The sequence below is a fragment of the Pantoea sp. sgz302252 genome, assembly GCF_047713085.1.
In the GTDB taxonomy this organism is placed as follows: Bacteria; Pseudomonadota; Gammaproteobacteria; order Enterobacterales; family Enterobacteriaceae; genus Scandinavium.
Map to the genome: position 1 here is coordinate 37,986 of NZ_JBLFJW010000005.1, position 24,988 is coordinate 62,973.

Consider the following 24,988-nt stretch of genomic DNA (forward strand, 5'->3'; position numbering starts at 1 on the left):
TCTGGGGAGACGGTTTATGGGAATAGCACTGGTCACCGGCGCAAGCCGGGGAATTGGCAGGGCGACGGCGTTGCAGCTGGCGCAGGAAGGGTATACCGTCGCGGTGAATTTTCACCACAACATTAAAGCTGCCACGCAGGTGGTCAACGAGATTGTTGAACGTGGCGGAAAGGCGTTCACGGTTCGCGCGGATATCAGCGATGAAGCCCAGGTGCTGGCCATGTTCGAGGCCCTGGACAGAGAAGGTCAACCGCTCAGCGCATTGGTCAATAACGCCGGGATTTTGTTCCAGCAAAGCACAATTGAAGGGCTGAGCGCGGAGCGAATCAACCGCGTGCTAAGCACCAACGTCACCGGGTACTTCCTGTGTTGCCGGGAAGCCGTGAAGCGGATGTCGCACAAACATGGCGGTAAAGGCGGGGCAATCGTGAATGTCTCTTCAGCCGCGTCGCGTCTTGGATCACCGGGCGAATATGTGGATTATGCCGCATCAAAAGGGGCAGTCGATTCGCTGACAACCGGTCTGGCGCTGGAAGTTGCCGCTCAGGGCATTCGCGTTAACTGCGTGCGGCCGGGCTTAATCTATACAGATATCCATGCCTCGGGTGGTGAACCAGGTCGCGTGGATCGACTGAGTTCTGTGTTACCGATGAAGCGTGGTGGTCAGCCGGAAGAGGTCGCTCAGGCGATCGTATGGCTGCTCAGTGACAAAGCATCTTATGTGACGGGCAGTTTTATGGAGTTATCGGGCGGACGTTAATAATAATGCCGGGCGGCGCTATGCTTGCACCGGCCTACCTTGTCCTGCACTACGTAGGCCCGGCAAGCTATGCGCCGCCGCCGGGCAATTCTCTGTTAACGCAGAGCCTTCTGACGACGCCCTTCTGCATCGGCAGCACGCATAGCCGCCAGAACATTTACCGGGTTCACCTCATAAGGTTCGTTGTGCATGGTTTCGCCTGGCTGGCACGAAGCTTCCGCAGCCTTGAACAATTCCTCATCTGAGACGTCCTGTAGGCCGATATCAGCCAGCGTGGTTGGCAGCCCAAGATCCAGACAGAACTGATAAACGGTGTTGATTAGTTCCGGATCGCGATCGGTCAGCATCAGCATCGCGAGAGTGCCAAACGTCACTTTTTCACCATGCCAATAGCGGTGAGTCTGGGGAAGCACAGTCAGTCCATTGTGGATGGCGTGCGCGGCAGCCAGACCCCCACTTTCAAAACCCAGGCCAGAAAGTAAGGTATTGGCCTCAATCACGTGTTCAAGAGCAGGGGTAACTTTCTGTTGCTCACAGGCATTTTTCGCCTGAACGCCATATTTCAGCAGAGTGTCGAAGCACAGCCGCGCCAGACTGTAGGCAGTCATAGGGCCTGGACGACCGGTCATATTGCCTGCGAGCTTTATGCGGCAATCTTCCGCTTCAAACCAGGTCGCCAGCGCATCGCCAATGCCAGAAAGCAGAAAACGCACCGGCGCCTGCGCAATGACGGCGGAATCAACCAGCACAACATCTGGGTTGTGTGGAATCATCAGATAGCGCTTAAATTGCCCTTCCGGGGTGTAGATAACGACCAGTGAACTGCAGGGAGCATCTGTCGACGCCAGAGTGGGCACGATCACAATGGGACGTCTCAGTGCCGCACCCGTCGCTTTTGCGGTATCGAGTGTTTTTCCACCACCAATGCCCACTATTACGTCAGCACCGCAGCTTTCGGCCAGAGAAGAAATACGGGCAATTTCCTCGTCAGAACATTCACTGTTAAATATTTCAACCTGATAATGCAGTTTTCCTTTCAACGCGCCTTCAATTTCGGCACCCATTTTTTGATTCACGATAGGATCTTCAAGCACCAATGCTTTATTTCCCAGTCGGCCTGTTTCTTCAGCCAGAGAGTGTTCAATGGCACCAGCACCTTGCACATAGCGGGAGGGGAATATTGCTGTTGTGATCATAGTTAAACTCCTTTTTGATTTCATGGTTCCACATACAGAACTTTTGTTCATATTTTTCGATCCATATTTATCCCAACCAACAGAGACGTCAATAGCGGAGTAAAGAAATTACTTTTATATGCCCCATGAATGGTTTTGGGTGAGTTATTTGTTTTAAATGTCTTTAATGAGATATTTTTCGGGAGGCGTTTAAAATAAAGCGTCGTGGGTCACATAAATATTAACTGCCACTCATTTGCTTAAAAAAGCATTTGCTTCATTTTTATAATAGGCAAATAATTCCGTTTGTAGAACATGTGTTCTGTATCTGGAACTTTAAGGATGACAGTCAAAATGAAGCTGGAAAAATTTAAAGGGATATTCCCACCCGTTCCCTCCATTGTAGACAGTACAGGCCAGCTCGATCGTCAGGGCATGGCGCGTATGCTGGATAAAGTGATTGAAGACGGTGCTCATGGCATGTTGATTCTTGGCAGCGGAGGCGAGTTCTGCCATATGACGCATAAAATGCGACTGGAAGTCGCGGAATTTGCGCTCGGGCATGTTGCTGGTCGTGTTCCGGTGATGGTGGGGATTGCTGCACCCGGCACCCAGGAAACCATCGAATACGGAGTGCATGCAGGCCAGCACGGAGCTGATGCGGTATTGGTTGTGAACCCCTACTATGCGACGTTAAACGCTGATTTTATTTACGACCATTATCGTACAGTGGCTGAAAGCCTTAAGACGCCGGTTCTGCTGTATAACTTCCCGGCATTAACCGGGCAAGATATCGGCCTGGATGTCATTGAGCGTTTGGCCTGCACAGTGCCAAATATTATCGGCATTAAAGACACGATCGATAACATCAGCCACACGCGGGAAATCATTAACCGGGTTCATGCTTTTCGCCGTGATTTTATTATTTTCTCCGGCTTTGATGAGTACCTGCTTGATACGCTGATTCTTGGTGGTCATGGCGGCATTCCTGCAACGTTTAATATCGCCCCGCAAATCACCGGCGGAATTTATCAGGCTTTCGTGGATAAAGACTATGACACGGCGTTTGAAAAGCAGCGTGTGCTGGCAAAGCTTTCTTCGCTTTATGCCGTAGAGTCACCGTTCTTTGGTGTCATCAAAGAATGCATTAAAGCGACGGGAACGGACATTTCAACTGAGGTTATTGCGCCGACGAAAAAACTCTCGCCAGAAAAAACAGAGCTGGCGAAATCTATTCTTAAATCGGCGAACATTATTTAGCACCAGTAGTACGTACAGGATATTTTTCTTCTGAGGATTTCAGGCGTCAGGCTGACTGCGTCTGGACAGCGACGCATTTTTTTAAGGACGCGTTTACGATGAATACACCTTATCCAGTGATAAAAATTAACAGTAATGACGATGTCGTAGTGGCTCGTTTTGGTGTCGCGAAAGGCACCTGGCTGCCGCATGAAAATATTACGGTGAACATGGATATTGCCGCCGGGCACAAAATTGCTCTGCACGATATTGCTGCAGGAGATGCAATCAAGCGTTACGGGCAAATTATTGGTTTTGCTTCCCAAAGCATTAAGGCCGGGGATCATATTCATACCCACAATTTAAGCATGGGGGATTTTTCCCGTGATTATGCCTTTGGTGAAGATACCCTGGACCTGCCAAAAGCCAGGACGATAGATAAGTTTATGGGGATTCGTCGTGCGGACGGGCGGGTCGCCACGCGAAATTTTATTGGCATTTTGACCTCAGTGAACTGCAGCGCTACGGTAGCGCGAGCCATCGAAGACCACTACAAAAAAACAGGGTTGGAAAACTTTCCTAACGTCGATGGGGTTGTCGCGTTGCCACAAAATTTCGGCTGTGCATACGGTTTTGACAGTGAAACGATGATTGTGATGCGCAGGACGCTAAGCGGATATGCACGTCACGCCAATTTCGCGGGCGTCGTGATTATCGGGCTGGGATGTGAATCAAATCAGATTAAAGACCTGCTCCAGCTAGAAGGGCTTGAAGAAGGTAAGATGCTGCACAGTATGAATATTCAGGACATGGGCGGAACGCAAAAAACGATAGATAAAGGCATAGCCGTGATCAACGGCATGTTGCGTGAAGCGAACAATGTTGCACGCGAACCCGTTCCTGTCAGCGAAATTATTCTGGCCCTGGAGTGCGGCGGTTCGGACAGCTACTCAGGCATTTCCGGGAATCCGGTCCTCGGCTACGTGGCGGATAAAATCGTCCAGCAAGGCGGGACAGCGATCCTGTCTGAGACCTCTGAAATTTATGGGGCGGAGCATTTGCTTACTCGCCGTGCGGTGACGGTGGATGTCGGCAAAAAGTTAATCGCCCGGATCAAATGGTGGGAAGACTACTGCGTCAGAACCCACAGTGAAATGAACAATAACCCTTCTGCCGGGAACAAGGCTGGTGGCCTGACAACGGTGCTCGAAAAGTCTCTGGGCGGTATTGCAAAAGGCGGAACGTCCAATCTGGTCGACGTTTATGAGTATGCCGAACCCGTCATGGCGAAAGGTTTGGTGTTTATGGACACCCCAGGTTATGACCCTATGGCGGTAACGGGTCAGATTGCGGGCGGTGCAAACTTGCTTTGCTTCACCACGGGTCGAGGTTCCGCTTTCGGCAGTAAGCCTACACCATCGCTAAAAATCGCCACCAACAATGTGCTTTGGGAACGCCAGCAAGAAGATATGGACATGAACTGTGGTGATGTGGCTGATGGGAAAGAGACTGTCGAGCAAGCGGGTGAACGCTTATATACCCAGGTCCTCGAAATGGCTTCTGGTCAGAAAACAAAAAGTGAGAAATTCGGTTATGGTGGGCTGGAATTTGTTCCCTGGACCATGAATGCCATTATGTAATTTCCAGCGAATACCCTGCGTCACTCTGATAATAAATTGCCATGCTGATTAAGCATGGCAAGAGCGGGCTGTATCAGTTTTTTAATATAGCAATAAACAATAAAAATGTCAGGTGGCGGTATTCATCGCGGAAACCCAATGAGGGGCGTCAAATTATTTATTTCAAAGGAGTATGAATATGTCATTCGTAAAACGGTTATTACAGGACGTGCCTTTACCGGAGATGGTGAAAATAAAACAGCACTTTCCTTCTCCGGAAGAGATTACCGATATTCCCCTGACGATTCACCAGCAGTTTAGCAATCCTGATATTCGTAAAATGCTTAAACCCGGGATGAGTATTGCCGTAGGGGTGGGCAGTCGCGGTGTGGATAAAATTGCAGAAATTGCCGCCGCCGTAGTGGCTGAGCTGAAGGCGCTAGGCACACATCCTTTTGCAGTGCCAGCGATGGGCAGCCACGGTGGTGCAACCGCTGCCGGGCAGTTGCATGTGCTGGAAAATCTCGGCATGACCGAAGCGACATTGGGCTGTGAAATCCGTTCATCAATGGAAACGGTCAAAGTCGGCGAGCTTGAAAATGGCCTGGATGTGTTGATGGATAAAAACGCTATGCAGGCCGATGGGATTATTGCCATTAACCGTATCAAAGCGCATAACGCTTTTACGGCGCCAATGGAGAGCGGCATTCTGAAGATGATCACCATCGGTTTCGGCAAACAGGAAGGTGCGGATGCCTGCCATACCTATGGCTTTGGCAATATGGCAAAAAATATCCTCGACATGGCAAGGGTGAAAATAGCCAACACGCCTTTCTTGTTTGGTGTGGGCACTATCGAAAATGCCTACGATAAAGTGGTGAAAATCGAGGCTATCCCTGCGGCAGCGCTGGAGGAGCGCGAAAAAGCGTTACTGGCTGAATCCAAGAGCTATTTTCCGCAGATCATGTTTGAGAATGTCGATGTCGTGATTATCGATCTGATGGGCAAAATTTATTCAGGCGGCGGCATGGATGGCCACGTCATGGGGCGAGCGCCCACACCTTATGTTGAGCCTATCGCATCAATCAGACCTGACCGCATTGCCGTGCTTGACCTGCATGAACAAAGCGGTGGTAACGCGACAGGCATGGGGTGGGCGGATTACTGTACTCAGCGCCTGTTTGATAAAGTGGACTTACAGGAAACCTATCCCAATGTCATCACCTCACGTCTGGCTCGCGATGGCTTTATTCCGGTGATCCTTTCGTCTGATAAAGAAGCCATCCAGGCGGCACTTAAAACATGCATTATTCTCGATGGTCGTCCTGAAATCCGAATGGTGCGTATCGCCAACACGTTGCATATCGATGACATGTATATTTCGGCTAATATGCTTGGCGACGCCCTGGGAAATGAAAATATTGAAATTGTTGGCGAGCCTTCGCAATTCCAGTTTGACGCAGATGACAATCTGATTGATCTCGGGAATATCTCTGGAACAGCATCACACCACTAATAATAAATTGTTTGGCTGGAAGTCCTTTAAACGACGGGAGTCATTATGTCTATATCTCTACCTACGATCGTCAATAAAACCAAATGGCGGCTTATTCCATTTATGTTAATGCTTTATATTCTGGCTTTTCTCGACCGTTCAAATATTGGTTTCGCCAAAGAAACCTATCAGGTTGATATTGGATTAAGCAATGAAGCCTACGCGCTCGGCGCAGGGATGTTCTTCGTGGTGTATGCATTTCTGGGGGCTCCGGCGAACCTTTGCCTGCGCAAATTTGGCGCTCGTCGATGGATTGGCATGACGACTCTGGCCTGGGGCGCACTCTCTATGGCGATGGGCTATGCCGATAGCGAAGCCAAATTCTTGACGGTGCGAGTGTTGTTAGGCATCGCAGAAGCGGGCTTCTTCCCCGGTATGATTTACCTCACCTCTCAGTGGTTCCCGCAAGCAAACCGCGCCGGCGTAATGGGGCTGTTTTACATGGGAGCGCCACTTGCCATGGCATTCGGCTCTCCTCTTTCCGGCGCGTTGCTTGAACTTCATGGCTGGTTAGGCCATCCGGGTTGGTTCTGGATGTTCGTCATTGAGGGGATTCTGGCCGTTGCAGCTGGGATCTGGACCTTCTTTTACCTGGACGATACACCTTCAGATGCTCGCTTCCTTGGCGCGGACGAGCGCGAGGTGCTGAAGCAACAATTGCTGCAGGAAGAAAGCAGCAAATCGTCGGCCACCATTGGTGAAGCGCTGAAAAACCCTCGTGTCTGGCACCTGGCATTTATTTACGGCACGATCCAGTGCGGCGTCTATGGCCTGATCTTTTTCCTGCCAACTCAAGTGGCGACGATCATGGGAAGTTCGGTGAACTTTATGACGTCAATTGTCACGGCAATCCCATGGCTCTGTGCGCTGCTGGGAACCTTCTTTATTCCTCGCTATTCCGACAGAACTCAGGAACGCCGGAAGGTCGCCGCCCTCACCGTATGCGTTGGCGGGTTAGCCATTATGTCTTCTGCGTTTGTGGGCCCGTATGTTGCGATCATCGCACTGTGTCTTGCGGCAACGGCCTTTTTTGCCTGTCAGCCCGTGTTTTGGACTATCCCGACCAGTTTGTTGTCCGGGAGTGCTCTGGCTGTCAGCATCGGCTTCATTAACATGTTCGGTGCCTTCTTTAGCTTCGCCGCGCCGCTGATTCGCGTTCACGCGGAAAACGTCTTTACATCACCCGCTGCCGGGTTGGTTGCCATTGGCTCCATTGTCGTGATTGGCGCGATTGCCATCATGGCGTTGAGCAAACAAACCACCCTTAAGTTGCAGGCGCAACCTCATCACTGATTTGCAGGAGTAGCCGTAACGTGAGCAGTCACCATATACACCTTGATGTCATTGGCGGGATGGCTGGCGACATGTTTGCCGCCGCCATGCTGGATGCGTTTCCTGAATTGCGCCAGCCTCTTGAAACGCTGCTGGCCAGCCTGCCATCGTCGCTTCATGCGAGCGTCAGACTGGAAGAGGCGATGGATAAAGGGTTAACCGGTCAGCGCTTCAAGGTCTGCATAAACAACAGGGCAATTGAAGACAAAACCCATCTTGTTTTGATGCCCGATGTCCAGGCTGTTCACGCTCATGCTCACTACAGCTGGAAGGATGTGATGGATCGCCTTGAATCGACTGATCTGCCAGAGGCCATCGAACGCTGCGCCAGAGAAATTTATACCCTGCTGGCACAGGCAGAATGTGAAATCCATGGCACCACGCTGGAGCGCCTGCATTTGCATGAAGTGGGGGCCGCGGATGCGCTTATCGATATTATTAGCGCTGCATTTCTTATTCATCACAGCAACGCCAGCAGTTGGTCTGTCTCTGCTCTGCCGTGGGGCGGCGGAACGACCTGCTGCGCACATGGCAAAATTCCGGTTCCCGCTCCGGCAACGCTAAAAATACTGGACGGTTTTAGCTGGCTGGATGATGGACAAACTGGCGAGCGTATCACGCCGACGGGGGCCGCGATCCTCGCATGGTTGAAGCCTCGCTTTGCGCCTGTACAGGGTAAAAGCGGGCGCTCTGGCTATGGGTTTGGTACTCGCCAGCTCAGGTTGTGTGCCAACGTACTGCGAGTTTGTACCTTCCTGGCACCGTCTCCAGCCATGCAGCAGGAAACCGTGTTGTCTGTGCAGTGTGACATTGATGATATGACGCCTGAATTGCTCTCTGTGGCTATCGATATCCTGCGTCACCGGGACGATGTTATCGATGTGATGACCTATGTCGGGCAGGGCAAAAAACAGCGCTGGACAACGCATCTCGAACTCTTGTGCCAGCCGAAGCATCTTGATGCGGTCTGCGAAGCGCTCTTCAGCCAAACCTCAACCTTGGGGATTCGTTTCGCGCCTTTTGGTCGCTATGTTCTGCCGCGCCGCCATGACGTTATCGACGATAGCCAGCATACCTGGGCGGTGAAATATGCTCAGCGTCCGAACGGTGAAGAGAGCTGTAAGCTCGAAGCGGACTGCCTGAGTGCGATATCAGAGAGCCATCATCAACGGCAGCGACTGAAAGCAACTGTCGAATATCATTTCGCCTGTGGCATAGGGGAATAACGTGAAAACAGAACAATTATTGCTGCAAAAAATGACCCAACTGGAAGGGTATTTGCAGGGCTTTGAACGCTGCACAATAGCCGTCAGCGGCGGCATCGACAGTATGGTGCTGTCATGGATAGCCAACCGCTGTCTGGGCAATAACGCGCTAATCGTTCACGCCACTTCTCCTGCCGTTTCGCAGACAGAGGGGGACCGGGTCAGGGATTACGCCGACCGCTGCCGGTGGAATTATCAGGAAATCATCGCCACGCAGATGGAACAGGAAACTTACCAGAGCAACCCGTTAAACCGTTGTTACTACTGTAAAAGTGGATTGTATTGCCAACTGAGTGCACTGGCATACGGGCAGGTCATGACCGGCACCAATATGGACGATCTCGGTGATTTCAGGCCGGGGCTGATTGCCGCACAAGAGCAAGGTGTACGCCACCCTTATGTGGAATGTCAGATAAACAAAGCAACGATCCGTAAAATAGCAGCGTACTTTCAACTGACGGATTTACAGGATCTTCCTGCTTCGCCTTGTTTGTCGAGTCGAATCGAAACCGGCATTCGTATCAACAACGAACAGCTTTCCCTGATTGATCGCGTCGAGACTTATCTGCGCCAGCATCTGCCGGGCGAAACGGTGCGTCTGCGTATTCGTCATGACGGGTTGGTGGTTGAACTTCACGCAGACACACTCAACAAGTTAAGTCCGCAAGACAAACAGAACTACGTTGGTTGGGTTGAATCCACCGCCAGAAATAGCGGTATTGACGCGTTGGTGCGTTTTGCTCCCTATCAGCAGGGCAGCGCTTTTGTTGGGGATAAAACTGGGCGAGTGCAAATATGACAACGATCACCATGGATTTTGAAAGATCTGAGCGATGCGGGATCAGCGAAGCGGTGTATTGCGAGGGCAAAGACGCCGATCAAATCCTCGCAATCCTCACCCTCGCGCGAGAAAACCAGCAGCGGTTGCTGCTTACCCGTTTGAGTGAGGAAAAATATCAGCAGTTGCCGGAGCAGGAGAAAAATCAGCTGAAAGGGTTCCCGATTGCGCAGTGTGCTGTTCTGGGGGATCTCTTTCCTCCAATTCTGCCCGCGAGTATCGGCATTGTTTCTGGCGGTGCATCGGATCGTCGGGTGTGTGAAGAGATCCAACTGACACTTCATTTTCATGGCATTGCCTGCAGATTACATCAGGATCTCGGTGTTGCCGGGTTGTGGCGGATACAACAGCAGCTGAAACAGCTAAGGCGCTACAAGATAATTATCGCTGTCGCAGGCATGGAAGCCGCGCTTCCAACAGTGATTGCAGGGCTGGTCCGTGCCCCGGTCATTGCGGTCCCGACCTCAGTCGGTTACGGCATTGCCGCTGGTGGGCATGTTGCGCTGAATGCCTGTCTTGCCAGTTGCGCGGGTGGAGTCATGACCATGAACATTGATAACGGTTATGGCGCAGCGGCAGCGGCCATTCGCATTTATCGACAGATAATTCTGTAATGGAAGGAGTATGTCATGAAGACACTCGGAGTTCGTCAACCTCCACAGGTAGCGTGGCTTGTTTCTGCATTAGTGTTGGCAAATGTTGTGGGCTGGGGCTGGGCTGTCTATGCGTTTAGCGATAATTCCACGCTAATGGCTTCTGCGTTGTTGGCATGGACCTACGGATTGCGCCATGCCGTGGATGCTGACCATATTGCCGCTATCGATACCGTGACACGCAAAATGCTGCAACAGAATAGCCACCCTTTCGATATCGGGGTCTGGTTCTCATTCGGTCATTCCAGCATTGTGATATTGGCCACGCTCGCGATAGCCATTGCCGCAACAGCGTTTCAGGAAAAAATGAGCGGGTTGCATGAGTTCGGCGGCACGATTGGCACGATAGTATCGGCGAGTTTTTTGCTTTTGCTGGCGTTCATTAACTTGATGATTCTGAGGAATGTCTGGCGGAATTTCCGGAAAGTGAAGCAAGGGCAGGCCTTTGCGTCATCCGAAGCTATGCCGGTTTCTGGGGGAATTATGGCCCGTCTGGTGGGTGGCAGTTTTAAACTGGTGAATAAAAGCTGGCATATGTACCTCGTCGGTTTTTTATTTGGTTTGGGTTTCGATACGGCAACAGAAGTTGGGCTGCTGGCAATGTCTGCCACAGGCGCTTCGGCGGGAATATCAATCTGGTCGATCCTTATTTTCCCCGCTTTGTTCACCAGTGGGATGGCGCTAGTCGATACGCTCGATAATGTATTGATGATTCATGCCTATGGTTGGGCCTTTAACAAGCCACAGCGAAAGCTCTATTACAATATGACCATGACGGGGATCTCGGTGATTATCGCACTCTTTATTGGCGGATTAGAGGCATTGGGATTAGTGGTCGCTAAATTAAATCTGGAAGGGTCATTCTGGGAAGCGATTAACAGAGCGAGTAATCATTTAGGTCATGCAGGTTTTTGGGTGATTGGAATATTTGTAGTCTGCTGGGTAATCTCAGTTCTGAACTATCGCTGGAGGAAATACGACGCATTACCTGTGAACTGAGACGTATTACACAGCGTCACAATTAGAGTATAATCGCTTTTCTTCCCTGGCTATTGAACAAAACGATGCTAACAAATTCAACTACCTCGGTGCCTGCATTGGATAAGACTATCCGCATCTGCAACTATCTGTTCACGTCACCGGGAGCGACATTTAGTCAGATTCAGCAGGATCTTTCGTTGCCCAAAAGCAGTACTTCTTCTCTGCTCAATGCGCTGACGGTTCATCGCATTTTGCGTCAGGAAAAAGGGCGTTTTTATCTCGGACTCAAGCTCTACGAGTGGGGCACAAAATCTCTTGAGCAGTTTGATATTCGCAATATAGCGTTACCCATTCTGGAGAGCGTTCGTAACCAGACCGGGCTCACCTGCCATTTAGGCGTGCTGGATGAACTCTCACCGATTTATATTTTAAAGCTCGAAAGTCATCACCCGATTGGTATTCGCACCTGGGAAGGTAAAAAATTACCCCTGCACAGTTCCGGCGTGGGAAAGGCGCTGTGCGCCTGGCTGCCGAAAGATAAAATTGATGTGCTCATTCCGGATGAATATCTGCCGCGTTTCACGGAAACGACCATCACCAAAAAAAGCGAATTAATGGCAGAATTTGAGCAAATCAGGCTGCGGGGCTGGGCATACGACAATGAAGAAGACTGCCCAGGGGTTTTTTGCATCGCGGCCCCTGTGTTTGATCACAAGCAAAACCCTATCGCCGCGATCAGCGTTTGCGGCGTGCAATTACAGCTTCCAGAAGAGAAGACGGCGGAGATCTCAGCGCTGATCCTTCAGGCTTGTCGGGCGCTTTCGGCGAAGTTGCTTTAAGCAGTCCCGGACTCACCTTGAGGCGTCCGGGACAAAGCATTTACAGATTCTCACCGTTGCTGGCGATCACTGCCTTGTACCAGTTAAAGCTCTTCTTGCGGGAACGAGACATATCGCCGGTGCCGTCGTCGTGCTTGTTCACGTAGATGAAACCGTAGCGTTTGCTGTATTGGCCGGTGGTGAAAGAGACGCAGTCGATGCAGCCCCACGGCGTGTAGCCCATCAATTCAACACCATCGTGAGTGACCGCTTTCATCATCTCTTCCACATGCGCACGCAGGTAGTCGATGCGGTAGTCATCGTTGATGCTGCCGTCTGCTTCAACTTTGTCATACGCACCAAAGCCGTTTTCCACGATGAACAGCGGTTTCTGGTAGCGCTCATACAGTTCACACAGTGCGTAGCGCAGGCCAACCGGGTCAATCTGCCAGCCCCAGTCTGAGGCTTTCACGTGTGGGTTTGGCACGCTGCCTTCGAAGCCAGAAATCGCATCGCCGCTGCCGCCTTCCGCTTTCACGGCGTTGGTCATGTAGTAGCTGAAGCCCAGATAATCGCAGATGCCTTCACGCAGAATTTGCGCGTCGCCTTCTTCCATCTTGATGCTAAAGCCACGACGTTCCCATTCATTCAGCACGTAAGTCGGGTAATAGCCGCGTAGCTGCACGTCGGTGAACACATAGCGCTCGCGCATCGATTCCTGAGCGAACATCATATCTTCAGGTTTGCAGGAGAACGGATACAGCGGCACCATCGCCAGCATACAGCCAACCTGCATCTCAGCATTGATGCGACGGGCGGCTTTCACGGCCAGCGCGCTGGCAACAAACTGATGATGCAGCACCTGATACATCACTTCTTCCGGGTTGTCGTGCTCGGTATACACCACGCCGGAGCAGCAGTAGCCGAACAACGGCGCACGCCAGTTACGCTGGTTGTTGATTTCGTTGAAAGTCATCCAGTATTTGACTTTGTGCTTATAGCGCTCAAACACCACTTCGGCGAAACGCACAAAGAAATCAACCACTTTGCGGTTAGTCCAGCCGCCGTATTCCTGTACCAGGTGCAGAGGCATTTCAAAGTGGGAAAGGGTGATCACCGGCTCGATGTTGTACTTCAGCAGCTCATCGAACATCTCGTCGTAGAATTTCAGGCCTTCTTCATTCGGCTGGGTTTCATCGCCTTTCGGGAAGATACGAGTCCAGGCAATGGAGGTGCGGAAGCATTTGAAGCCCATTTCGGCGAACAGCTTGATGTCTTCTTTGTAGTGGCTGTAGAACTCAACGGCTTCATGGTTAGGATAGTATTTGCCGGGCTCCACTTGCTGAGTGATTTCGCGCGGCACGCCGTGAGCGCCACCGGTTAGCACGTCACAAATGCTTGGGCCTTTGCCGCCTTTGTTCCAGCCGCCTTCAACCTGATGCGCGGCAACCGCGCCGCCCCACATAAAGTCTTTTGGTAGAGTCAGTTTTTTCATTTTGGCTATTCCCGATAATCAGCTTAATTGCTATCGAGTCTAACAAAGGGGAATGAAATGTCACGATATAACAAATTCACGCCCCGGTGATTTGTTACATGTAAAAAACAGGCTGTTTTTTTATGCCAATTTTTTCGCCAGCTTACGGCCAAGTGTTTCAAGAATATAAATAACGGGGATCTGAGTAGTAATATCGTAGACGCCGCCAATACGGGTCTGCGAAATATGCCAGGAGAGATTGAAATCAGCCAGCTTGGCCAGGCGTGAGTGCTCATGGCTGGTGATGGACAGCACTTTGCAATGGTGCAGGCTGAACTGGCTGGCGAAACGCAGAATTTCTTCTGTTTCACCAGAAACAGAAAGCACAATGGCCAATGCATTTTTCGCCATGTCATTGGTGACAGGGAAATAAGGGTCATCAATGTGGTTGCTAAATTTTCCGACATTAGAAAAGAAACGCGCGCCATATTTTGCTAATGCACCAGAGGTGCCTGCGCCGACAAATATAATACGCTCAGAGGCCAGAATTATATCGACGGCTTCATCGGCCAATTTCTCAAATTCTTCGTTATTGACGCTTTTAAAGAAACTGATAATTTCGCTGGCACCGAAGTTGCTCTGCTGCGGCTCATTTTGTTCCAGATAGAGCTTAAAACGCACCCGGAATTCAGAATAGCCGTCGCAGTTGAGCTTGCGGCAAAAACGCAGCACGGTGGTGGTGGACACGCCTGCCGCTTCAGCCAGCTCACGAATGGTCATATACATGACTTTGTCACGGTTTTTAATGACATACTGGTAGACCATCATCTCAAGATTGTTAAGACTGGCGATGGCGGCGTGGGAGAACATACTCACGTTGGCAGGGACTCACAAGGCAATTTCAATACAGGAATCATACCATGGCCCCGAACGACATCACTTTTTTTCAACGCTTTCAGGAAGACATTCTGGCCGGGCGTAAAACCATTACGATTCGCGATGCCAGTGAATCCCATTTCAAAACCGGTGACGTCCTGCGGGTGGGGCGCTATGAAGACGATGGCTATTTCTGCACGTTGCGCGTCACCGCGACCTCTGAAGTGACGCTTGATACGCTCACTGAAATTCATGCCCAGCAGGAGAATATGACTATGGATGAACTCAAAACGGTGATCGCCGAGATTTACCCGGATCAGCAGCAATTCTATGTGATTGAATTTGAGTGCATTTAGTCTCAGGAAACATCTGTGAGGTGAAATTTAAAACTAACCACATGATTATATTTGATAACTTTAAATTCAGAGAATTATTTTAGCTAACAGGTGTTCACTGAAATCATTCTCAGTTAGGCTAGGGGTGCGCTATCGTTTTTTTGTCCTTCCGGAGTCCAGCATGGTGAGCAAACCCTTAATTGCACAAGGTTATTCATTGGCAGAAGAAATTGCCAATAGCATCAGCCACGGTATTGGGCTGGTTTTCGGTATTGTCGGGCTGGTGTTGCTGCTGGTGCAGGCTGTGGATGCCAATGCCAGCGCGATGGCCATTACCAGCTACAGCTTGTATGGCGGCAGTATGATCCTGCTGTTTCTGGCCTCGACGCTCTACCACGCCATTCCGCATCAGCGGGCGAAAATCTGGCTGAAAAAGTTCGACCACTGCGCAATTTACCTGTTGATTGCCGGTACCTACACGCCGTTTTTGCTGGTGGGTCTGGATTCCGCCCTGGCTCGTGGGTTAATGATTGTCATCTGGAGCCTGGCGCTGCTTGGCATTCTGTTCAAGCTGACCATTGCACACCGGTTTAAAGTGCTTTCACTGGTGACCTATCTGACGATGGGCTGGCTGTCGCTGATTGTGGTGTATCAACTGGCGGTGAAGCTGTCTGTGGGTGGGGTTACGCTACTGGCCGCAGGCGGCATAGTTTACTCGCTGGGTGTTATCTTTTACGTCTGCAAACGCATTCCCTATAATCACGCAATCTGGCACGGTTTTGTGCTCGGCGGCAGCGTTTGCCACTTCCTGGCGATTTACCTTTATGTCGGCAAGGTGTGAGTTTTAAGGGCGAAAAAAAACCTGATCGTCAGCCGTATACTACTGGCGATCAGGCGGTCAATGACCATTAACAACACCAGGGGATAATGCCCACCGCCCGAAGGCCGAAGGCATTAATTTGCAACTCTCTCGAGGGTTAATTCAGGCGATACTCCAGATGGTCAATCTTCACTTCCGCTTCCTTGCTCAGGGAACTCAGCACGTAATCCAGCGCGTTATGCACGCCCCAGATATCGATATAGTCGTAGCGTTCTTCAGCCGATAATTTCTGCGCATGAATCTCGCGCAACCGCGCGTAGTCATACCATTGACGCACACTGCCGTAACGGTGATGCCAGTCGTGGCAAACCAGAGAACCCTGAACAAGCAGCATTCTGCACGGCAGATGAACAAACAGGTGCATTGCCGTCCATTTTGCCCAGCTCGCCCAATATTGAGGTGCGAAACCTGCCGGGCATATCGAGCCACAGAAGCGAGCCAGACAGTTGTTGATATGGCTGTCGCGCACCGATTCACCTTCTTTGCGTACCAGCCAGACGTGTTCCGTCAGCAGATGGACCAGCGAAGCCATTTGATAAAGGATGATGAAAGGCAGGACGAGCACAAACAGCGTGAGCTTATGACCCGCGAAATACCCAATGACACAAAGGGAGGTAAGCCAAATCAGGGACATCGCTAATCGGTAAAACGGCACGCCGATCAGGTTGGATTTCAGGCGACCATAGAAAAACACCTGGTGGAATTTGGGGCTCAGTAACGTCCAGATGAAGCGAGCATATAAAGCCGATTTACTTTTTCCCGGTGTGAAACCCAGTTGATAAATTGCCGCCAGATCTTTGTCTTCAAACGTTGAGAATTCACGGCCATGGTGCTCATACACATGGAACTGACGATAGGACTCGTAAGGCTGAACAATAAAAATGGTCGAGAGTATTTCGCACAGCGCTTTGTTGATTCGCTGGGATTTGTACAAATGACCGTGGACGCCGTGGTGAATAATGGTCGCAACGATATAACGCGCGCCAGAGGTCGCAAACAGGGCACCAATAGCCCAGCACAGAATTTGCAAAGTTATGTCTTGAACGTAAATCACTGCTAACGACGTGAGCATAATCCCGAGAATGACCCAGGCAAGTGACCAAAGGACTCGCTCAGTAGAATTGCTTTGCCACATCTCTTTTCTGTCTGGTAATTCTTTTCCGGTCAGCCACGTCCACACCCCCTGAAAAGGCAGAATTTCATAAGAACGCCTTATTTCCGTTGACTGGTGATATCCTTTGACTGGACGGCGCATAATGGCTCCTGTTGCGACTTACTGTAGAAAATGATTGATGAGGTAAAAAACGGCCAGACTCAATAACACCGCAGTGACAATATTGCGAATAAGCAGGGCAATAATGACGCTGAAAACGGCGCCGAGAAAATAAGGGTTCATCGGGAACTCACGCACCACGCCATGATCCATCAAAATAATTGGCCCACAGATAGCAGTCAGCAGACAAGGTGCTGAGTATTTTAAAGCTTTATTAATGATCCCCGGTATTTTAAGTGGGACGTTGGGTTCAAGAAAAACGTAGCGATTAAAAAAGACAATCGCTGCCAGCGTCAGAATTAATATCCAGCTCATTTATTTTTCCTTGATAATCCCGGCGATCGCCACGGAACAGAACATCCCCGTCAGTCCAGCCAGCACCACAGCGCCTTCGAACTGATAGCAGCTCAACACCATCGACAGCACCAGAGAGATAGCGACCCCGGCCAGCGTGCTTATTTTCTTGATCATCGGCACCACGATGGTGATAAACGTGGCGACAATAGAATAATCGAGATGGTATTTATCGAGGTCTGGCACAGAAGAGGCCATTAAAATGCCCATCAGACTGAACACGTTCCAGGAAAGATAAAACGTCAGGCCTGCGCCAATCATATAGCCGGGCGTGAGTTCTGTGCGTTTATCTTTCGTTTCGCTCAGGGCAAATAATTCATCAGTCAGTAAAAAACCGATCGGCAGGCGTAATTTGGTTTTCAGGCAGGAAACAAATTCCCGCAGCGTCAGACCATAAATAAAATGCTGAGAGGTGATAAAAAAGACCGATATCACGATGGTGAAAATACTGGCACCGGTCATCGTCAGGCCTAATGTCACCAGTTGAGCCGCACCTGCAAAAATAATCGCTGACATGCCAATACTCTGCCAGAACGTCAAACCAGCCTGAATCGCCATGGAACCCGCCAGAATTCCCCAGGGAATAACCGACACGCAAAGGGGCAGCATTTCTACAGCGCCACGCATAAACGAAGAGCGCGATGAACGGGTGAGGTCAGTACAGGTGCTGGATTCAGTCATGGGATACGTCAACGGGCATTACGAACATGCCTTAACGCTATAGAACCTGGGCAGGGGTGTATTGAACGTTATTGCTGTGATTCTGGCTTACGCTTTGACAAATTCGCCCGGCGTCAGGCCCACGGAGTTTTTGAAATGGCGATGGAAATGGCTCTGATCGGTGAAGCCGCAAATGATGGACGTGTCGAGGATAGGGATGCCCTGGCGCAGCAGAACCCGTGCTTTACGCAAACGCGCCTGCACCAGATAAGCATGTGGTGTCATCCCCGTCACTGCTTTGAATTGCCTGAGAAAATGCCAGTGGCTGAGCCCGGCAAGTTCCGCCAGCCGTGTCAGGGTATGGTCTTCTTCCGGGCAGCTATCCATAAAATCTTTAGTGCGCAAAATGCGGTGAGTGGCGGCGGGCAGTTCAAGTGGGGGTTTACGGGTGCGGCTATAGCGCACGCTGAGTAACGTCAGGGAAGAGAGCAACAGCGTTTCTTTCAGCAGGTTGTTGCCTTCTTTATCCAGCATGCCGAAGGTCAGCAGAAGTTGTTCTGACAAACCGGGATCGTGGATCACGGCATCCGGAAACCAGGGAATAAAATCTTTCCCATCAGGCACCTGGCGAAGAATGTTCCTCAGCATGTCCGGGTGAGGATAGATAGCCCGGTAAGCCCAGCCATTTTCCAGTTCCGAACTGCCGGTGTGCACATCGTCAGCATTGACGATAATGATGTCGCCGCGGGGCGCGACGTGCTCTGCGCCTGTACGGTAGAAGCGTTGGGCCCCCTGATCGATAACGCCAATACAGAAGGTTTCATGCACGTGGCGAGCAAAACGCTGCTTGTAATAACTCGCCTGAAGCATGTCGATGCCGCCTAACGCGTCAACGCGATGGAAGTGGGTGTGCTCTTTGATTTTCACGGTCATGAGAACCCCAACGATGTTTTGTATAAAATTGCTGTCGCCCGGGCAAAACTTTCCAGGCGACGGACCCGTTACGCTTCTTCCAGAGAGTAGGGCAGAGGTTCGATACGCAGAGAGCCTGCGTCATCGCGAACGCGGAACACGCTGTCGGGTTCCATATCGTTGTTCATCACCACCTGAACCAGGACGCGACCATCGTCAAGCTGGGCAGCAGCCAGAACGGTGCCGGTGCGACGCCAGTTCTCGCCCATCTGCATTTCCAGATCTTCGCCCGCTTCTGGTACTCGGCTTGCGCTTCCTGCTAAAGACCACAGTGTGCGTTTGTTGGCTCCGCGGAATTTAGCTCGCGCCACCATTTCCTGGCCGGTGTAGCAGCCTTTCTTGAAGCTGATGCCGCCGAGCGCCTGCATGTTTGTGGCTTGTGGAATAAACTGCGCGCTGTTCGCGGTATCTATGACAGGCAGACCGGCTTCAATATTGAGCGCCAGCCATTGTTGGCTATTGTTCAGTTCAGCTTCGCCACGAAGGGCTTCAGTGACACGCTGGGCCGTTTCTTCGTTGACTATCAGAATGAAGCGTTCGCCGGGATGCTCCAGCCAAAGAAGGGTGTTTTCGCCATCACGCACGGCCTGATTTTCGCTGTCTGGCAGCACGGAAAACAGATTAGTGAGCGCCGCACGAGCCTGGAAACCGGCAACGCCAAGCAGCACACGGCTATCGTCCGGGTTGATCGTGACTTTGGCAAAGACGGCGTACTTTTTCAGTTCGGTCAACTGGGCATCACGAACATTGCGGCGCTCAATCCACGCAAACCCTTCCGCATCACGGAACAAACGCAGGTTGCTCCACATTTTTCCTTTGGCGTCGCAGTGAGCGACCAAAAGATGCTGGTGTTCGTTTAATTTCGCGACATCTGCCGTCACCTGGCCCTGCAGATAGGTTTCGCTGTCCTGGCCCGTGAGGGTGGCAAGCGCCCAGTCATCAAGCGTCATCAGCGTTAATGGCAGGCGTGCAGCAGCCGAGGGTTGGCGTGGTGGAAAAGGAGTAAAAGCCATAGTCGTATCCCGAATAGCGTAACGCAATGTTAATGACTAATGGTAAAAGAGCTATTGCGCATTGCAAGCGCTTTCCGAAGCCCATTTGTGCCATTATTCTGTTTTACGAGGCACTGCGAAAAATAATGCAATGCCCTGCAATGCATAAGGTTTTTCTCTGGAGGTGAGCCGCATTGCGCAATATTCCTGTAAAGTAAGTGAATAAAACGCGTTAAACTACTCTGCATCGATATTCAGGAAGGACAACATGGACATCAATAATAAAGCTCGAATCCACTGGGCGTGCCGTCGGGGAATGCGCGAGCTGGATATTTCCATCATGCCGTTTTTTGAGTACGAGTACGACACCCTGAGCGACGAGGATAAAAGCCTCTTTATTCGCCTTCTGGAATGTGATGACCCGGATCTGTTCAACTGGCTGATGAACCATGGCAAGCCAGCAGATGCGGAATTGCAACGGATGGTTCACCTTATTCAGACACGGAATCGGGAACGTGGTCCTGTGGCAATCTGATTTGCGCGTCTCATGGCGCTCGCAATGGGTTTCTCTGTTACTCCACGGTCTGGTGGCGGCTTTTATATTGTTGATGCCCTGGCCGTTGAGCTACACGCCCTTATGGTTGCTCCTGCTTTCGCTGGTGGTCTTCGATTGCGTGCGCAGTCAGCGTCGCATTAATGCTTCGCAGGGGGAGATCAAACTGCTGATGGATTCCCGGCTACGCTGGCAAAATCAGGAGTGGGATTTGCAGGGCACGCCGTGGGTGATGAACAGCGGCATGATGCTGCGCCTGCGCCGGGTTGATGGTCGCAAGAGAACGCACTTGTGGCTGGCGGCAGACAGCATGGATGCCGGGGAGTGGCGAGATTTGCGCCGGACGATTTTACAGCAACCGGCGCAGCAGTAGCGGGTCAGGAGAACTGTTCGGCCATTTCGCCAAGGATTTGCTCGCACCAGGTTTGCAGGCGCTCATCGCTCAGGTCGTACTGGTTAGTTTCATCCAGCGCCAGGCCGACAAAAAGCTGACCGTCTGCAATCACCGGTTTCGGGCTGGTGAACTCGTAGCCTTCCGTTGGCCAGTAGCCAACAAACTTCACGGCTTTGGTTGCCAGTTTGTCATGCAGCATGCCCAGCGCATCAAGGAACCATTCGCCATAGCCTAGCTGGTCGCCCATGCCGTACAGCGCAATGATTTTCCCGTCCAGATTGAGGGCATCGAGCTTATCCCAGACCGCTTCCCAGTCTTCCTGGATTTCACCAAAATCCCAGGTCGGAATGCCGAGGATCAGCACATCGTACTGCTCCATCAACTGGGGGGAATCGTCCTTCAGATTGTGCAACGTCACCAGCTCTGCGCCGATAATGTCGCGGATTTTTTCCGCCGCCATTTCGGTGTAGCAGGTACTGGAACCGTAAAACAGACCAATTTTCATCGCGAAAACTCTCAGTGCTTGCTATGACTTTGCGCTAGTGTATCAGAAAGGTATTGCCTTAAGGCATAATGAGCCGTACTGCCGCTTCCTGGAGGCTATGTGGACAAGGATCTCGCACAAATCGAACAATTTCTTGATGCGCTTTGGCTTGAGAAAAACCTCGCCGAGAACACGCTCAGCGCCTATCGTCGTGATTTAACGATGCTCGTCGAGTGGCTGCATAAGCGCAACCTGGGCGTAGAAACCGTTCAGGGCAGTGATTTGCAGCAGTTGCTCGCAGAGCGTGTTGAAGGAGGTTATAAGGCCACCAGTTCGGCGCGTTTTTTAAGTGCGATGCGTCGTCTGTTTCAGCACCTGTATCGGGAAAAAGTGAGATCTGACGATCCCTGTGCTCAGCTCGCGTCGCCGAAATTACCGCAACGCTTGCCTAAAGATCTCAGTGAAGCGCAGGTTGACAGGCTGCTTCAGGCTCCGTTAATTGACAACCCGTTGGAACTCCGCGACAAAGCCATGCTCGAAGTGCTGTATGCTACCGGGCTGCGTGTGACGGAACTGGTTGGCCTGATGATGAGCGATATCAGCCTGCGTCAGGGCGTGGTTCGCGTTATCGGTAAAGGCAATAAAGAGCGCCTGGTCCCGCTCGGTGAAGAGGCCGTGTATTGGCTGGAAAATTACCTTGAGCACGGTCGCCCGTGGCTGCTGAACGGCGTTTCTATTGATGTGCTGTTCCCCAGCCAAAGGGCGCAGCAAATGACGCGACAGACGTTCTGGCATCGTATCAAGCATTACGCAGTGCTGGCAGGTATCGACAGCGACAAGCTGTCACCGCACGTGTTGCGCCATGCGTTCGCCACGCATTTACTCAACCATGGCGCGGATTTGCGTGTGGTACAGATGTTGCTGGGTCACAGTGACCTTTCAACCACTCAGATTTATACGCACGTCGCTACGGAGCGGCTGCGTCAACTCCATCAACAGCATCACCCACGGGCGTGAGCTGAAATTGGAATCAACAGGAAAGGTTATGAAAAAAGGTTTAGTGATGTTCTCTCTGCTGGCTGCTGCGTTGTCCGGCGTGGCCCATGCTGATGATGCCGCCATTCAGCAGTCGCTGGCGAAGCTTGGCGTTCAGAGCACTGAGATTCAGTCTTCTCCGGTCTCGGGGATGAAAACCGTGCTGACCAACAGCGGTGTGCTGTATGTCACCGAAGACGGCAAACATATTATCCAGGGCCCAATGTACGACGTGAGTGGTGCAGCGCCAGTCAACGTGACCAACAAGCTGCTGGTGGGCAAGCTTAACGGGCTGGAAAAAGAGATGATCGTCTACAAAGCCGCGCAGGAAAAACACGTGATTACCGTGTTCACGGACATCACCTGTGGCTACTGCCATAAGCTGCATGCAGAGATGAAAGATTACAACGCGCTGGGGATCACCGTGCGCTATCTGGCCTTCCCGCGGCAGGGCGTGCAAAGCCAGGCTGAACAGGACATGAAGTCCATCTGGTGTGCCAAAGATCGCAACAAAGCCTTTGATGATGCGATGAACGGTAAAGGTGTGCAGGCCGCCAGCTGCGATATCAACATTGCCAACCATTACGCGCTGGGCGTGCAGTTTGGTGTGAACGGCACACCGGCCATCGTCCTTAACGATGGTTATGTCGTGCCGGGCTATCAAGGGCCGCAAGAAATGAAAGCGTTCCTCGACGAGCACAAAAAACAGACCAGCAGTAAGTAAGCGGCGTGAAACAACAGATCCAACTTCGCCGCAGAGAGGTTGATAACTCCGCGCAGCTACCGGCTGAGTTACCGCCCCTGTTACAGCGGTTATACGCCAGTCGTGGCGTTCGTTCTGCTGCCGATCTTGAGCGTAGCGTGAAGGGAATGCTGCCCTGGCAGCAGTTGAACGGTGTCGAAAAAGCTGTCGGCATTCTTTACAACGCCTTCCGCGAAGGGCTACGCATCATTGTGGTTGGCGATTTCGATGCCGACGGCGCGACCAGTACAGCACTTAGCGTATTGGGCTTGCGCCAGCTTGGTTGCAGCAACATCTCCTATCTGGTGCCTAACCGTTTTGAAGATGGTTATGGCCTGAGCCCGGAAGTCGTTGACCAGGCACATGCGCGTGGCGCACAGCTGATCATGACGGTCGACAACGGCATTTCATCTCATGCGGGCGTTGAACGCGCACACGAGCTGGGCATCCCGGTGTTGGTCACCGATCACCATCTGCCAGGTGACACGCTGCCAGCGGCTGAAGCCATCATCAACCCGAATCTGCGCGAGTGCTGCTTCCCGTCCAAATCCCTTGCGGGTGTGGGCGTGGCGTTTTATCTGATGCTCGCGCTCCGTTCCCACTTGCGCGATAAGGGCTGGTTTGAGGCTCAGGGCATTGCGATCCCGAACCTGGCTGAATTGCTGGATTTAGTCGCGCTCGGTACGGTGGCGGACGTGGTGCCGCTGGATGCCAATAACCGCATTCTGACGTGGCAGGGCCTGAGCCGCATTCGTGCCGGAAAGTGCCGTCCGGGCATCAAAGCGCTGCTGGAAGTGTCCAACCGTGATGCGCAGAAACTGGCAGCCAGCGATCTTGGGTTTGCACTAGGCCCGCGTTTGAATGCGGCGGGTCGTCTGGATGATATGTCTGTCGGCGTGGCGCTGCTGCTAAGCGATAACATCGGTGAAGCACGCCAACTGGCCAACGAACTCGACGCGCTGAATCAGACGCGCAAAGAGATTGAGCAGGGCATGCAGGCCGAAGCGCTGACATTGTGTGAGAAGCTTGAACGCAGCAGTGACACGCTGCCGGGCGGTCTGGCGATGTATCACCCCGAGTGGCATCAGGGTGTCGTCGGTATTCTCGCCTCGCGCATCAAAGAGCGTTTTCACCGCCCGGTCATCGCGTTTGCCCCGGCGGGTGATGGCACGCTGAAAGGCTCAGGGCGTTCGATTCAGGGTCTGCATATGCGCGATGCGCTGGAGCGTCTGGACACGCTTTATCCCGGCATGATGATCAAATTCGGCGGCCATGCGATGGCTGCGGGGTTGTCGCTGGAAGAAGCGAAGTTCGATGAATTCCAGCAGCGCTTTGGCGATCTGGTCACCGAATGGCTGGACCCGGCACTGCTGCAGGGTGAAATAGTTTCTGACGGGCCTTTGTCTGCCGCAGAGATGACCATGGACGTGGCGCAAATGCTGCGCGATGCTGGCCCGTGGGGTCAGATGTTCCCGGAACCGCTGTTTGATGGTCGCTTTAAGCTGCTGCAACAGCGGCTGGTGGGCGAGCGCCATCTGAAAGTGATGGTGGAACCTGTTGGCGGGGGGCCGCTTCTGGATGGCATTGCGTTCAACGTCGATACCACCTGCTGGCCGGATAACGGCGTCCGCGAAGTGGAACTGGCCTACAAGCTCGACATTAATGAGTTTCGCGGCAACCGCAGCCTGCAAATTATCATTGATAACATCTGGCCGATTTAGCATCAGTA

The 24,988-nt window shown here is 51.8% G+C and carries 26 protein-coding genes; 17 read left to right on the forward strand and 9 right to left on the reverse strand.

The genetic code is table 11. The features are described 5' to 3' along the window. Nucleotides 1-16: 16 nt before the first annotated feature. Nucleotides 17-760 carry an SDR family oxidoreductase gene (locus tag ACLW56_RS05365; protein ID WP_330982775.1) on the forward strand — a complete coding sequence of 248 codons (744 nt, stop codon included), beginning with the start codon at nt 17-19 and terminating at the stop codon, nt 758-760. 95 nt (nt 761-855) lie between these two features. Here the strand turns inward: ACLW56_RS05365 and ACLW56_RS05370 are convergent, their stop codons facing one another. Next, nucleotides 856-1,956, reverse strand: coding sequence for a glycerol dehydrogenase (locus ACLW56_RS05370; RefSeq protein ID WP_330982776.1), 1,101 nt, complete (start codon nt 1,954-1,956; stop codon nt 856-858). Between the two features lie 333 nt (nt 1,957-2,289). Between ACLW56_RS05370 and ACLW56_RS05375 the strand changes: the two genes are divergently transcribed. The 9 genes from ACLW56_RS05375 (at nt 2,290) to ACLW56_RS05415 (ending at nt 12,256) form a co-directional block, all read left to right on the forward strand. Beyond that, complete coding sequence (locus ACLW56_RS05375) at nt 2,290-3,195, forward strand: dihydrodipicolinate synthase family protein (RefSeq protein ID WP_330982777.1); 906 nt, start codon at nt 2,290-2,292, stop codon at nt 3,193-3,195. A 98-nt stretch (nt 3,196-3,293) separates the two neighbouring features. After that, nucleotides 3,294-4,814, forward strand: coding sequence for an altronate dehydratase family protein (locus ACLW56_RS05380; protein WP_330982778.1), 1,521 nt, complete (start codon nt 3,294-3,296; stop codon nt 4,812-4,814). Nucleotides 4,815-4,992: 178 nt separating this feature from the next. After that, nucleotides 4,993-6,309 (forward strand): lactate racemase domain-containing protein, encoded by a 1,317-nt coding sequence (locus tag ACLW56_RS05385; RefSeq protein WP_330982779.1) that lies wholly within the window; start codon nt 4,993-4,995, stop codon nt 6,307-6,309. Between the two features lie 42 nt (nt 6,310-6,351). After that, the gene (locus ACLW56_RS05390; protein ID WP_404659452.1) at nt 6,352-7,641 is read left to right on the forward strand and encodes an MFS transporter; all 1,290 of its coding nucleotides are present in this window, start codon (nt 6,352-6,354) and stop codon (nt 7,639-7,641) included. A 20-nt stretch (nt 7,642-7,661) separates the two neighbouring features. Beyond that, entirely contained in the window at nt 7,662-8,906 is a 1,245-nt protein-coding gene (locus ACLW56_RS05395) for a LarC family nickel insertion protein (RefSeq protein WP_330982781.1), read from the forward strand. Between the two features lies 1 nt (nt 8,907). Then, nucleotides 8,908-9,744 (forward strand): hypothetical protein, encoded by an 837-nt coding sequence (locus tag ACLW56_RS05400; protein WP_330982782.1) that lies wholly within the window; start codon nt 8,908-8,910, stop codon nt 9,742-9,744. Between the two features lie 11 nt (nt 9,745-9,755). Further along, nucleotides 9,756-10,397: a nickel pincer cofactor biosynthesis protein LarB gene (larB, locus tag ACLW56_RS05405; protein ID WP_330982783.1), complete on the forward strand. Its 642-nt coding sequence runs from the start codon at nt 9,756-9,758 to the stop codon at nt 10,395-10,397. A gap of 15 nt (nt 10,398-10,412) precedes the next feature. Further along, nucleotides 10,413-11,435, forward strand: a complete 1,023-nt coding sequence (locus ACLW56_RS05410) for a HoxN/HupN/NixA family nickel/cobalt transporter (protein ID WP_330982784.1) — start codon at nt 10,413-10,415, stop codon at nt 11,433-11,435. Between the two features lie 65 nt (nt 11,436-11,500). Further along, on the forward strand, nt 11,501-12,256 hold the full coding sequence (locus tag ACLW56_RS05415) for an IclR family transcriptional regulator (RefSeq protein WP_330982785.1): 756 nt from the start codon (nt 11,501-11,503) through the stop codon (nt 12,254-12,256). A gap of 40 nt (nt 12,257-12,296) precedes the next feature. On the opposite strand, the gene ACLW56_RS05420 is transcribed toward ACLW56_RS05415, so the two are convergent. After that, nucleotides 12,297-13,730 carry a 6-phospho-beta-glucosidase gene (locus ACLW56_RS05420; RefSeq protein WP_330982786.1) on the reverse strand — a complete coding sequence of 478 codons (1,434 nt, stop codon included), beginning with the start codon at nt 13,728-13,730 and terminating at the stop codon, nt 12,297-12,299. Nucleotides 13,731-13,850: 120 nt separating this feature from the next. After that, nucleotides 13,851-14,579 (reverse strand): MurR/RpiR family transcriptional regulator, encoded by a 729-nt coding sequence (locus ACLW56_RS05425; protein ID WP_330982787.1) that lies wholly within the window; start codon nt 14,577-14,579, stop codon nt 13,851-13,853. A gap of 50 nt (nt 14,580-14,629) precedes the next feature. On the opposite strand from ACLW56_RS05425, the gene yqfB reads away from it, so the two are divergent. Continuing rightward, nucleotides 14,630-14,941, forward strand: coding sequence for a N(4)-acetylcytidine aminohydrolase (gene yqfB, locus ACLW56_RS05430; RefSeq protein WP_330982788.1), 312 nt, complete (start codon nt 14,630-14,632; stop codon nt 14,939-14,941). Nucleotides 14,942-15,101: 160 nt separating this feature from the next. After that, nucleotides 15,102-15,761 carry a PAQR family membrane homeostasis protein TrhA gene (trhA, locus tag ACLW56_RS05435; RefSeq protein ID WP_330982789.1) on the forward strand — a complete coding sequence of 220 codons (660 nt, stop codon included), beginning with the start codon at nt 15,102-15,104 and terminating at the stop codon, nt 15,759-15,761. Nucleotides 15,762-15,897: 136 nt separating this feature from the next. Here the strand turns inward: trhA and ACLW56_RS05440 are convergent, their stop codons facing one another. From ACLW56_RS05440 to ygfZ, 5 genes are all read right to left on the reverse strand, one after another. Continuing rightward, entirely contained in the window at nt 15,898-17,055 is a 1,158-nt protein-coding gene (locus ACLW56_RS05440) for a hypothetical protein (RefSeq protein WP_330982790.1), read from the reverse strand. 18 nt (nt 17,056-17,073) lie between these two features. Further along, nucleotides 17,074-17,388, reverse strand: a complete 315-nt coding sequence (locus tag ACLW56_RS05445; protein WP_330982791.1) for an AzlD domain-containing protein — start codon at nt 17,386-17,388, stop codon at nt 17,074-17,076. After that, the gene (locus tag ACLW56_RS05450) at nt 17,389-18,108 is read right to left on the reverse strand and encodes an AzlC family ABC transporter permease (RefSeq protein ID WP_330982792.1); all 720 of its coding nucleotides are present in this window, start codon (nt 18,106-18,108) and stop codon (nt 17,389-17,391) included. It lies immediately after the preceding gene. A gap of 87 nt (nt 18,109-18,195) precedes the next feature. After that, on the reverse strand, nt 18,196-19,020 hold the full coding sequence (locus tag ACLW56_RS05455; RefSeq protein ID WP_330982793.1) for an AraC family transcriptional regulator: 825 nt from the start codon (nt 19,018-19,020) through the stop codon (nt 18,196-18,198). A 68-nt stretch (nt 19,021-19,088) separates the two neighbouring features. Further along, on the reverse strand, nt 19,089-20,072 hold the full coding sequence (ygfZ, locus tag ACLW56_RS05460) for a tRNA-modifying protein YgfZ (protein WP_330982794.1): 984 nt from the start codon (nt 20,070-20,072) through the stop codon (nt 19,089-19,091). 247 nt (nt 20,073-20,319) lie between these two features. On the opposite strand from ygfZ, the gene sdhE reads away from it, so the two are divergent. Beyond that, on the forward strand, nt 20,320-20,586 hold the full coding sequence (sdhE, locus tag ACLW56_RS05465; protein ID WP_330982795.1) for an FAD assembly factor SdhE: 267 nt from the start codon (nt 20,320-20,322) through the stop codon (nt 20,584-20,586). Then, a complete protein-coding gene (locus ACLW56_RS05470) occupies nt 20,567-20,977 on the forward strand; it encodes a protein YgfX (RefSeq protein ID WP_330982796.1) in 411 nt (136 codons plus the stop codon). Before sdhE ends, ACLW56_RS05470 begins: the two co-directional genes overlap by 20 nt. A gap of 4 nt (nt 20,978-20,981) precedes the next feature. Here ACLW56_RS05470 and fldB read toward each other — a convergent pair whose 3' ends face one another. After that, nucleotides 20,982-21,503 (reverse strand): flavodoxin FldB, encoded by a 522-nt coding sequence (gene fldB, locus ACLW56_RS05475; RefSeq protein WP_330982797.1) that lies wholly within the window; start codon nt 21,501-21,503, stop codon nt 20,982-20,984. A 99-nt stretch (nt 21,504-21,602) separates the two neighbouring features. Here fldB and xerD point away from each other — a divergent pair, with 99 nt between their 5' ends. The 3 genes from xerD to recJ are packed head-to-tail and all read left to right on the forward strand — an operon-like array spanning nt 21,603 to nt 24,980. Beyond that, nucleotides 21,603-22,499 (forward strand): site-specific tyrosine recombinase XerD, encoded by an 897-nt coding sequence (xerD, locus tag ACLW56_RS05480; RefSeq protein ID WP_330982798.1) that lies wholly within the window; start codon nt 21,603-21,605, stop codon nt 22,497-22,499. 28 nt (nt 22,500-22,527) lie between these two features. After that, nucleotides 22,528-23,241 carry a bifunctional protein-disulfide isomerase/oxidoreductase DsbC gene (gene dsbC, locus ACLW56_RS05485; protein ID WP_330982799.1) on the forward strand — a complete coding sequence of 238 codons (714 nt, stop codon included), beginning with the start codon at nt 22,528-22,530 and terminating at the stop codon, nt 23,239-23,241. A gap of 5 nt (nt 23,242-23,246) precedes the next feature. Further along, nucleotides 23,247-24,980: a single-stranded-DNA-specific exonuclease RecJ gene (gene recJ, locus ACLW56_RS05490; protein ID WP_330982800.1), complete on the forward strand. Its 1,734-nt coding sequence runs from the start codon at nt 23,247-23,249 to the stop codon at nt 24,978-24,980. Nucleotides 24,981-24,988: the final 8 nt, after the last annotated feature.